This is a genomic window from Archangium sp., from assembly GCF_036389735.1.
GTDB lineage: Bacteria > Myxococcota > Myxococcia > Myxococcales > Myxococcaceae > Archangium.
This window is the reverse complement of record NZ_DASVWK010000299.1, coordinates 1-10656: the sequence shown is the minus strand read 5'-3', so window position 1 is coordinate 10656 and position 10656 is coordinate 1. Positions and strand designations below refer to the sequence as shown.

At 65.2% G+C, this 10656-nt stretch carries 9 protein-coding genes; 5 read left to right on the top strand and 4 right to left on the bottom strand.

Annotated features, from left to right (window positions below):
- Positions 1-330: 330 nt before the first annotated feature.
- From VF794_RS10635 to VF794_RS10625, 3 genes are all read right to left on the bottom strand, one after another.
- Positions 331-1224, bottom strand: a complete 894-nt coding sequence (locus VF794_RS10635) for a tyrosine-type recombinase/integrase (RefSeq protein WP_331109351.1) — start codon at positions 1222-1224, stop codon at positions 331-333.
- Between the two features lie 504 nt (positions 1225-1728).
- Positions 1729-1935, bottom strand: a complete 207-nt coding sequence (locus VF794_RS10630) for a hypothetical protein (RefSeq protein WP_331109349.1) — start codon at positions 1933-1935, stop codon at positions 1729-1731.
- 42 nt (positions 1936-1977) lie between these two features.
- Positions 1978-2403, bottom strand: coding sequence for a helix-turn-helix domain-containing protein (locus VF794_RS10625; RefSeq protein ID WP_331109348.1), 426 nt, complete (start codon positions 2401-2403; stop codon positions 1978-1980).
- A gap of 1065 nt (positions 2404-3468) precedes the next feature.
- On the opposite strand from VF794_RS10625, the gene VF794_RS10620 reads away from it, so the two are divergent.
- From VF794_RS10620 to VF794_RS10610, 3 genes are all read left to right on the top strand, one after another.
- Positions 3469-4293 carry an HNH endonuclease signature motif containing protein gene (locus tag VF794_RS10620; RefSeq protein WP_331109346.1) on the top strand — a complete coding sequence of 275 codons (825 nt, stop codon included), beginning with the start codon at positions 3469-3471 and terminating at the stop codon, positions 4291-4293.
- A 173-nt stretch (positions 4294-4466) separates the two neighbouring features.
- The gene (locus tag VF794_RS10615; protein ID WP_331109344.1) at positions 4467-4748 is read left to right on the top strand and encodes a hypothetical protein; all 282 of its coding nucleotides are present in this window, start codon (positions 4467-4469) and stop codon (positions 4746-4748) included.
- Between the two features lie 155 nt (positions 4749-4903).
- Complete coding sequence (locus tag VF794_RS10610; RefSeq protein WP_331109342.1) at positions 4904-5776, top strand: hypothetical protein; 873 nt, start codon at positions 4904-4906, stop codon at positions 5774-5776.
- A 1371-nt stretch (positions 5777-7147) separates the two neighbouring features.
- On the opposite strand, the gene VF794_RS10605 is transcribed toward VF794_RS10610, so the two are convergent.
- On the bottom strand, positions 7148-7270 hold the full coding sequence (locus tag VF794_RS10605; protein ID WP_331109340.1) for a hypothetical protein: 123 nt from the start codon (positions 7268-7270) through the stop codon (positions 7148-7150).
- A gap of 196 nt (positions 7271-7466) precedes the next feature.
- Here VF794_RS10605 and VF794_RS10600 point away from each other — a divergent pair, with 196 nt between their 5' ends.
- Both VF794_RS10600 and VF794_RS10595 read left to right on the top strand, forming a co-directional pair.
- On the top strand, positions 7467-9344 hold the full coding sequence (locus VF794_RS10600; RefSeq protein ID WP_331109339.1) for a serine/threonine-protein kinase: 1878 nt from the start codon (positions 7467-7469) through the stop codon (positions 9342-9344).
- A gap of 117 nt (positions 9345-9461) precedes the next feature.
- On the top strand, positions 9462-10403 hold the full coding sequence (locus tag VF794_RS10595; RefSeq protein ID WP_331109337.1) for a DUF2381 family protein: 942 nt from the start codon (positions 9462-9464) through the stop codon (positions 10401-10403).
- Positions 10404-10656 lie beyond the last annotated feature (253 nt).

The following is a 10656-nucleotide window of genomic DNA, read 5'->3' as shown; positions in this document are numbered from 1 at the left end:
CCGCCCTCCTCCTCCGCTCAGTCTCTCTTCGCTTACCTGCCTGCTCTCCTCAAAATGGCGAAAGTCGAGTCTGACTTTTGATCAGGCTTCCCGCGATTGGATAGCAGCCACCTGACCTTTAGCGAGCCCCTGCTTTCCCGAGGCAGTCGGGCGTGGACCGTTCTCCGACCCGGACGACGCCAAGTTCAAAGCCGAGCGGAACCTTGGGGTGGTGGAGACCCCCTAAACAACGAAGGGCCTGGCCGAGGCCGAAGCCCCGTCAGACCGCCGGAGTAGTCTTCACCTCGCCGCGACAAGCGGGTTTAGGAAACTGTCGCTCTCGGTGTCGTCCTAAGCCAGGGTGGGAATCTTCGCCGGGACAGCGTGCGTCGCATAGAAGCGCCGCGTGGTGGTCGGGCTCTTGTGGTTAAGGAATGCCGCCACCGAGGCCGGGTCCGCACCCTTCTCGATGGCCCAGGTGGCGACGGAGTGCCGGAACCTTCCCGGAGTAAACGGCGGGATGCCCGCCGCCGTGCAGGCTCCCTTAATGGCCAGCGTGTACTTCTCGAAGCTGAACGAGCCCCGTTCCAGCAGCCGCTTCCCGGCCTCCAGCACGTCGGCGGACACGGCGGTGCGCAAGGGCTCGCCACTCTTGGTCTGCGGACACACCAGTACGCCCGCGATCCCCTCGGCCTCGCCCCGGTAGGGCTCCACGCTGCCCATCCTGGCGAAGCGCACCAGCTCCGAGACGTGCCAGCCAGTGCCCGCCTGCACGTCCATCCCGTCGCGCCAGTGAGGCGCAAGGTGCTCGTGGGCGAGCAAGTAGTGCTCCCGGGGAATCACCTTGGTCCGCTTCCACTGCTCGGGCCTGGCCTGGGGCACGGTGAGTCGCCCGAAGGTCGGATCCTCGGCCACCGAGAGGACGTGCTTCACCTTGCGCAACCAGGAGTAGACGCGCTTGAGGACCGCAATCCGATGCCCTCGGGCCTTCGCTCCCTCCAGGGCGGGGAGGATGTCGTCGAGGAGCGTGACCTTTCGCAGGTCCCGGCCCTTGAACTGGTCGGCCCACCACGCGAGATAGCCCTGCTGCTTCTTCACCCAGGTGGAGCTGTTCTTGTCCACGTCGCGCGAGTAGCCGAGGAATTCAGCCGCGAGCGGCGCGTCGAGGTAGATGAACTCCTCGTGGGACGAGCCCGCCGGGTTGAAGTGCTCCGGGTCGGTCTCGAACCGCTTGAGCTGCTCCATGGCCGCTCGGAGCGTGGTCGCCCACGTGCTCAGTTGCCCGGGTTGTGCCCGCGGGCAGGGGAGGGCAAAAGAAAAAGGGCGCCAGACTTTCGTCTGACGCCCTTCTTTGTGCTCCCCGACGAGGACTCGAACCTCGGACCTAGTGATTAACAGTCGTGAAAATGACGGGCGGACCACCATTCCTCCCTTGGAGAGGGGGTTGGAACCGTCGAAAATGGGCGATGTGGTTGCCCGTAATTTGCCCATGGCCGCTCGGGGTTCGAAAGGAACTTTGTACTTCTAGGGTCCGGTGAACAGGATCTCGGAGCCACACCCATCGCAGTACAGCGTCTTGTTGAAGTAGTAGCCTTGCTGTGCGGCTACCGGCTCCTGGCAGGACCTGCAATTGCCCGGGTAGATGTTTCGAGAGGTTTTGTCGTGGAGCTTCTTTTCTTCCCGAGCAACGCGTCTCTTCGCTTCGGCCTCTAACTGCTTCTCTTTTTCCCTGCTCATTGCTGCTCCCGGTTACGGCAGGACGGAGACCAGCACGATATCTCCCCCGAGGATTTCTCTGGCCAACGCAAGCGCCTTCTCCTCGGAGTCGCAGTAGCTGGAGTTGTTCTCCCAGTGGACATTCCAGCCCCTCGTCGTGTGGTCCGAGCTGAGCAGGACCGAGGGGCTGCTCTTTGAACCACCCACTCGCACGTACTGCCGTGTCTCTTCCTGCGGCATGTGCATCTCCGTGGTGGAAGTTGAGGACCGTGAAGGCCCTGGTCAGAACTTCAACTTGCGGATCTCGGCCCCGGGCGAGTCCGAGGGCCTGGACGTGGCCGTTCTCGGGGCCCGGCGAGACCTGGAGGGCTGCGGCCCGGTAGCGGGGAGGCCCTCGCTCAAGATGCGCTCGATCTCGGACACGGGGATGCGCTGGCGCCCGTTGACGTCCACCGTCTTGATGCGGCCCGAGGTGATGAACTGCGCCAGGGTGGTGGCCCGGTCCACCCCGAGGCGACGGGCGGCCTCCTTCTTCGACAACAGCCCAGAGCTGGCCTTGCGCTGCTGGCGGCCCGGGACTGGAGACACCGTGGGGACCGGCAGGACCGGGAGGGCCGAGCCCTCGCTGAGTCGCGCCAGCAGGTGCCGGTTCACCTCCACCGCGCGCTCCTCGGGCTCCATCACCTTGTGGCATTCAACACAGGGCATATCGAGTTCCTGCTCTCTCGGAGGCCGGTACGGGTGCCAGTCCCACCACTCCGTGCATCGTCGGCACACCCATCCATCGGGACGCCCCCGCCTCACGGGAAGCGGAAGACGGAGGTACTCTGGTGGAGGTGGCGGAGGTGGAGCACACATGGCCCCCCGCAGCACCAACGCCCGCTTGGGCTTCTCGCCAGCAGGAGACGACGTGCCGGGCGGGTTGTCCGCCGCCGAACCCTGGGAGGTGGCCGAGCCGTCCTTCTTGTCGTTCTCGTCCATTGAGACCGCTCTCGTATCAACGAAAGGTAGGGAGCCATAGGTGGAATCCCACGGGTAGGCCGCTCGCCTGCTTGTCCCCGAGGCGGAAGTGCTTCACGGCGTTGGCGCCCCCACCGCGTCGTGCTTTGCACACTCGTGCGGGTGGCGTTACCCTCCGGGTGTGCTCTGACGGAAGCCGTCACCCTCCGCTTAGCCGAGCAACGCCGGTGCGACCAACGGTTGGTCAATGGGCGCGGAAACGGAGGGAGACGGAGTGAACCCCGAGTTGGTGCGGCCTCTCGTTGGCCAATGGGTTTCGGGACACTCGAAGTCAGAGGCCGGGCCGTGCTCCCCCGTGAGAGTTACGGAGTTCTAAAGCGAGAACGATGCCGGGCATCTCTTCCCCGTGACGAAGGGACGGAAAACGTAGCCTCCACGCCACGGAGGACGCATCCCTGGCTCCCCCTTGAGGGGGATGCGTTGGAGTCTTCGGCCGCAGCCGAATCCTGGTCGGCAGGGGGAGCTTGCTGGACGGAGTGAGTGGGGTGGCCCTGAGAAAGCCACCAAGGACAGGTGGACAAGCTCGCAGATGGTGGGTGGGTTGGGTCTGGACCAGTTTCGCGCCCTGAAGGTTTTTCCATCGGTGTTCGAGTGAGAATGCCGATGGAAGTTCCGTCTACTTAGACGGGGCTCGCTGCGCGTGTATCCAAGAGGGGAAACTGGCCGCTGCGCGGCCCATTTCCTCCCTCACGCGCTACGCGAGCCCCGTACTACCCACCTACCGCTGGTGTTGCCGTGAAACCGCATAGAAGAGTGAAGCCCTTCACCTACGAGGGGATGAAGGTGGACTGGAGGATGGTCCATCAGATCGTGGCCCACGGTTTCTACTTCCTGCTCGCGCCCGAGCATGACCCGGATTACCCGTGGGTGTTCCAGCAGGAGACGCACAAGCCCATCTGCCCGTTGCACGTCTTCGTGTGGATGCAGCACCACGGGCCCATCAACCAGGGCCACGTCATCCATCATCGGGACCACGACAAACTCAACGCCCAGCTCTCGAATCTCGAAGTTCTTCACCGTCGCGTACATGCGGAACGTCACCGGCTGGAGCGACAGAAGTTCTCGCCCCGGGAGAGGGAGGACTACGGCGGGTTGTACCGTCCCCATGCACCCGGCCCAGTGCGCGAGCCCTCGTTCACGGAGCTGGTGCGGTTGTTGAAGCGGGGGAAGCTCACGCGGCCCTCGTCTTCGTCTTCACCTCGTCCACCCGAAGAAGAGGGGGAGTTCCGGGAGGCTGAGAAGAAGTTGAAGACGGCTCTGCCCCGTCTCGCGGAAGAAGTGGATCACCTCGACAGCGGCCAGCCCATCCCGAGGGTGAACACCCAGCGGCGGGGAAGGGACATCAAGCTGGGCCTGGGCAAGAGGGCGGAGAGAAGGGGATGCACTCCCGCCGAGGCCGCGCTCGTCCGGGCCCTGGTGAAACACCGGATGCACACCCAGCCCAATGAGGCCGTGGCCGCCGACTTGGAGATTCCCGTGGGCGTGGTGGCGAAGATGAAGAAACGGCCCTCGGTGGACTTGGCCCTTTCCCGCTGGCGCGACTACCGGCGTCTTCCACGAATCGGCCCCCGCGAGTGACAGCCAGCAGGAGCACTTGCTGATCAGCCGCTGATGAGCTACACATGTGTAGCGCATGCGTCGCGCATGTGCTGTGCACGCGTGTGTGTGCATGTGGGTGTGCCGCATGCCGATCTCTGACTATGGAGTGGACGATGAGTGAGGAAGGTAGAGCTGTAGGTGTAAACGGGCGGGTGACGGTGCTGGATGAGGTGCAGGCGCGGCCGGAGAACCACGAGTGGACCCTGTGTTTTCAGCGCTGTCGCTACGTCTACACCGATGGGAAAAAGGAGGAAGGATACCGGTTCATCTGGCGCAGACCCGACGGCTCTCTTCAGGGCGCGCGCGGGCAGGCTCGACTGCCTTCCCTCGCTGTCGCTCGCGCGCTGATGGCGGAGGCCGACAGGGCGGGCTGGGGTCATTACGAAACCGACCCGGAAACCCTCCTGTTTCGACCGGCGCGAGCGGCCGAGTAAGTCGACGACTCCTGGGGTGAAATCCCGACTCCCGCTCCTCCAAGCGTGGGCAGAGCCGAAGCCACAAGCGGCGAGGTCCCTCGTCTTCTTCCCCTCTTCCCCGTCCCAAGAAGTAGCCCTTCCCACGCCCGCTGGCCCAGCGGGACAATCCTCGTATGAACCCCACCGTCCGCTCTGCCCGACAGGCTGCCACCGCCGCGATCAACGGGGCCAAGTCCCACGGCCCGAAGACGCTGGAGGGCAAGGCCACCTCCTCGCTCAACTCCATCCGCTTCGGATTCTCCGCCGCCCATCTTCTTCTTCCCGGTGAAGACCCGGCCGCCTACGAGACGTTCCTGGACTCGTGGTTCTCCGCGTTGGCTCCAACCACCATGCCCGAGGCCGCCAGTGTCGCGCAGCTCGCGGACACGAGCTGGAAGTTGGAGCGGTTGAGCCGGGTGGAGAACGGCCGGATGCGAGCCCGGCTGGAGGAGGAGCTGGAGAAGACGGACGAGTTCAAGACCTACGACAACACCCGCATGGGACTGGCGATGATGACGGCCTTCGTCGAGTCCGTGGAGGCCATCCCCACCCCGCCGAAGGACGCGGAGAGGACGAAGGCCTTCCTCACCGGGGTGGAGAAGACAGTGACCGTGCTGCGCGAGGTGCCGGGCCTGCCGATGGCCGTGGTGGAGCCCCTGGCCTTCGTGCTCAAGACGGCCCAGGAGAACGAGGAGACGGAGCGCATCCCCCCGGCCATCTACGAGAACCTGGGCAACATGGCCCGGGTGGTGAAAGGCGCCCTCACCATGAAGCTGGCCGAAGAAGAGGCCGTTCTCGGGCCGCTGCGTGAACGGCTCGCCGCCGAGGTGTTGCTGCTCGAAGATGCAGATCTGCGGAAGCTGGAGAAGGCCCGTCGGACACTGGAGGGCACCATGCAGCGCCAGCTCGCTATCTTCCACCAGTTGCGCGCCGAGCTGGCCAACACGAAGACGGAGAACACGCCCGAGGCCGCGCAGCTGCGCGTGCGCCTTCGATTATTGAAATAGGCGGCGAGCACCGTCTTCACATACCGAATGGTGCCTTAGGGCCTTCTCCGCCAATTTCCGACTCCAGCACACATTGTCACCATCACCATCTCATCCACTCACGCTCCATTGTCTGGGGTGTGGGAAGGTGGGAGATGGCCATTTACGCGCTCTTGAAGTGGGGTGTTGTTGACACTGAAGCGCCCGGACGGGCAGCTCGTAGTCACGTTCACGGGACCAGCACGTGCTCCTAAACCCATGAAGTTCCTGGTGTTTCCGCTCAGTCTGTCCGGTGTGAACCGCTGGCGGTGTACGGAGCTTGCTTGCATAGGGGTGCTTTCGTCCCAAGTTTTCAGGCAAGCAACTTCAGGCAAAAAAAGAGGAGCGTCCGCCGCCAAGCAGACGCTCCTCAGCAGGACTGCCTGGGCAGCCCCACGTCAAAAAGCACGGAGGTTGATATCGCGCAAACGCCTACACCCGTCAACGACCCATGAGGAACCTAATCACCTTGTCCGCACCGCCAAGCGGGCAAGGGGTGCAGAGCGCAGGAGTGCTTGGGCAGCTCCACGTCAAAAACCCAGGCCCTCCTTGAAACTTCAAATGAAGAACAGGAGAGGCTGTGTCGGAATCTAAAACCCAGGGGATCTTGGAGGCACTGTCGCAGCTCAGCCCGGAGCAAGCCATCGTCCTTATCGCGCTTGTTGTTGTGAGCGTGTTGCTGGCGATGGTTTGGAGAGCGTGGACGTACCACTACCCCAGCCAGTCGGAAAAAGTGCCGAAGTCGTACCTTGAGACGGGCAAGAAGCCCTAAGACTGGGTACGAGAGCCGTCCCTCTCCTTCTCCTCCGGTAGAGGGACGGCCCTCAGTCTGGCGTCATCAGGAATTAACTCTGATGCAACGGCAGGGGTGTACCGGCTTGGGTTCGTTCTGACTCCCCTCGCGGACCATCTTCGCCCTGGCTCGCTAATCGGTAGAGCTATCGAATTCGGGAGAGGCCCCCACCCCAGGGGGACAGTGGTTCCCTTGTCTCGGGTCCAATTTGCAAGGCCCCGGTCTTCATCGAGCCCTCCGGGCATGGGGTGGAGCTCGAATTTTTTGGGGACCATCCGGCGATCTGCACGCCCTCCCGGCCGCTGGCCTACGCCCTGACCTTCCTGATGGGGGGACCCAGGGTAAGCCGTGCCTCTCCTCGCGCACGAGGGGTACGGGCGCCCCTGACACCTAAAAAACTCGAGGACTACCGGGAGAAGTGACCGGGAACCTCCGGCGGTGGCGTTGCACCGGAGCTGGTGCCACCGACGACCTGGCCCCCGCCACACCACCCGGACGAGACCGGGAACACCACGAAGGGTGCTGGTGCAGCGGGGACCGTGCCTCGCCTCCGGGCATCTTCACCGCCCTTGTCGCATCACTTCCCGCAGGTGCTCGGCCAGCTCGAGCAGGATGGCCATTGCTACCCGGCGAGTGAGCGGTGAGGTAGCCAGCTTCTTCACGGTGCCCATCGTCGTCTTCACCTCCCTTCCCCTGGAACTCCAGGCACGACGCGGGCGGCAGGTAATGGGGTGGCTGGACGGGGACGTACCTGTCCATCTCGCCATGGGCCTTATGCCGCCGCTCACCAGGGAGTTGCCGCCCTGTCCGAGAAGTTGGCTCCGCGTGGGAGTCTCACGGGGTAGGTATCCGCCCCGGTGAGCTGCTAGCGTGGGCGCCATGAACGAGCGGGACATGCCGGACCTGCCGCCCGGCACGAGCGTCAACGGCGCGATCATCGAAGAGCTGGTGGATAGAGGGGGCTACGGCACCGTGTACCGGGCACGGGACAAGCTGAGTGGCACCCTGTTGGCCCTCAAGTTCGTCCCGCTCCACCGGGCCAAGCAGTGGGCCGAGCGCGAGGGCACCCTCGCCATGTACTTCCAGCACAAGAACCTCGTGCGGCAGGTGGGCTTCAGCTACTGGCCGCCCGTGCTGCCCGAGTTCTTCTGCTTGAAGATGCTGTACGTCGAGGGCCGCCCGCTCGACGTGTGGGCCTGGGAAGAGAACCCCGACACGCTGGCCGTGATGGGCAAGATGGTGGGTGTGGTGCGGGGGCTGGCCGTGGTGCATGACGAGCGCGTCGTCCACCGGGACGTGAAGGAGGCCAACATCATCGTGCGAGACAGCGACGGGGAGCCGGTGCTGTTGGACTTCGGGGCCGCCAAGCGCGAGGGACAGGCCACCATCACCGAGGGCATGTTCCCCCCGGGGACGCCCAACTACCGCAGCCCGGAGGCGTGGCGCTTCGGACTGGAGCACTGGAACGAGCGACGAGCCACCTACCGGCCCGGGAAGGCGGACGACCAATACGCGCTGGGCGTGGTGCTCTACCGGCTGCTCACCCGTCGTTTCCCCTTCGAGGTGGCGTGGGATGACGAGGCCTCGGTGAATGCCGTCATCAACAAGGAGCCTCTGCCGCCGCACATCGTCAACCCCAACGTGCCGCAGGTGGTGAGTGACCTGTGCATGAAGCTGTTGGAGAAGAAGCCGGAGAAGCGTTACCCGAGCGTCCTGGAACTGGGCAAGGAGCTGACGCACCTGCTGGCCCGTGCGGAGGCTTCCTGGCGGGTGCCCTTGCATGACGGGCCTCGTCTACCGAGGAGAGGCCGCCGAGGAGCCGCAGAGCGGAAGAAGAAGCCCGAGGTTGCCGTGCCACCCGTGGAGCCCATCCCGGCGACACCGACTCCGGCCACGGTGGCGGACGTGCCCGTGCAGGCCATGGCGCTCCAGGCGTTTCGACGTGCGTTGGTGTGGATGGCCGTGCTGATGGGCGCGGCCCTGGCCGGGTGGTGGCTCGCTCAGCGGTGGAAGCCCGAGCCCCCACCCGTGGCGTTGTCCACCCCCTCCCAGACGTTGAATTCGCTACTCGGTCAGGAAGTGGCGCCCTCGTGGCCGCCGCCGGAAGCTGAACAGGCCGCAGCTCCGCCCCCGGCGAAGCAAACCCCTGCGGTCGTCGCCTCGCTGGTGACGCGACCCAAGGACGACGCCTTGAAGAAGCCGCAGGCCCCCAGCCCCCAGGGGGACACGAAGCAGAAGGGGGCGCTTTCACCCGTGGCGAAGTGGTGTGTCGGTGCCGCCGCTGCCGCCAACATGGCCTGTCCTGGTGCCCAGGTACGTCTCGGCCCGGAGGCCGAGGCGTGCCCGGCGGGTGCGGTCGAGACCATGACCAACACGCTCGGCATCACCATTCACGGGACGCTTTCTCATCAAGTCGTCTTCCCCCACGTCGGCCAGCACGGGCCCATCCCTGTGCGCGAGGGCTCCACGTCGGTGAAATTGAGCGACTCATGGGGAAAGCTGCCGGGGGGCACCGTTCTCCAAGGCCGCCTCTCCTTCGGGGACGGTCGCATCTACGGACGCTTCACCGAGGCCCAGACGCCCCAGGGGGACACGTACAAGGTCTGCATGCAGATCGTCACCGGGCCGAGTCTGGTAAAGCGAGGCGGTGGGTACTACAAGCCCGGTCCCGGTACGGAGATGGAGCCAGGGAGTTCACCGGACAATGCCCTGATCTTCTCCATCGTGGATGTGGAGGCGGTGGACCGCTTCGAGTAGGACCGTCCTGGCGGTTGGCGGGCCGTAAGCTGGATGCGGCCCACGCACTACCAGGGGGGAAGGTGTGGTAGAGGCCACGTCTCCGGTCTCGTCCCCCTTGCGTGAGGTCCCCGCTCCGTGTCCGTCTTGTCCCCCGCCGCCCTCCTGGCGCTGGTGCTCCTCACGGGGGCCAGCGCCACCGCCCAGCCGCATCTCCCGGACTGTGAGGCGTCACCGTCCCGCGTGGAGTTGCCAGCAGAGCCCACCGGCGAGGTGCAGGAGGTGTGCATCAGCCCGGAGCTGCCCATCACCTTCCGCTTCGATTCGCCGCTGGTGCCGGGCTCGCTGGAGCTGCAAGAGCGCGAGCGGTTCGAGGACGTGGCGCCAGGGATGCGGAGCTTCACCCTTCATCCCCCAGCGGACCTCCAGACCGGGGAGCGGTTCAAGGTGGTGGTGCGCTTCGCGGATGGGGCGGCCCCGACGAGCGCCACGTTCATGCTGGTGGCCCACCTCGCGCTCGGGACACGGCAGGTGAACGTGTTCCGCCTCAAGCGCACCGTGGAGGACTACCAGCGGGAAACCCAGGAAGAGCGCAAGAAATCCCAGCAGCTCGGCCAGGAGCTGGAGCGGATGCGGCTGGAGCACGGGCCGGGCGGCCTCACGGGGCTGATCGCCAGCGGGTTGATGGCGGTGGAAAACCAGAGCGTGAAGGCCGAGGACATCACGAGAGGTGTCACCCGCCACGCGAGCAACGCCCTCGGTATCAACAAGGTCATCAGCTATCGCTCGACGACACACGCGGAGAACGTGGTGCGGGTGGCCGTGGCTGTGATGCTGGTGAACCAGGGCACGCAGTCCTGGGCGCTCAAGGATGCGGCGCTGGTGGGCAAGGGCCAGGAGCCCAAGCCCGTGAAGGTGAGCTGGCAGCCCTCGCCCATCCTGCCGGGCGCAGACACGCCGGGCGTGCTCGTGGTGGAACTGGAGCTGACGGCCCGGGAAGTCCGGGGCCCCTTCACCTTGAAGCTGTGGGACGAGAGCGGGATGCGGCTCGTCACCATCGGCAACGTGACCTTCCCCTGAGTCCTGACGCTCCGGCGTGTGTCAGACCCACCGGGTATTTCCTTGGTCTGGCAACCCATCAGGGGGTGGCCATCACCACGGGGACTTCCCATGAAGTTGGCCGGAGCGGTGGTGCTGTTGGTGCTCCTCACCGGATGCGCGACAACCCAGGGAACGGGAGGTTCTGGCCCTTCACCCTCACCGGGAGCCAAGCCCGCCGTGAAGAAGGAGCTGCCCTGGTTGAACGTGCTGGGCGGGCGCATGAAGACGACCC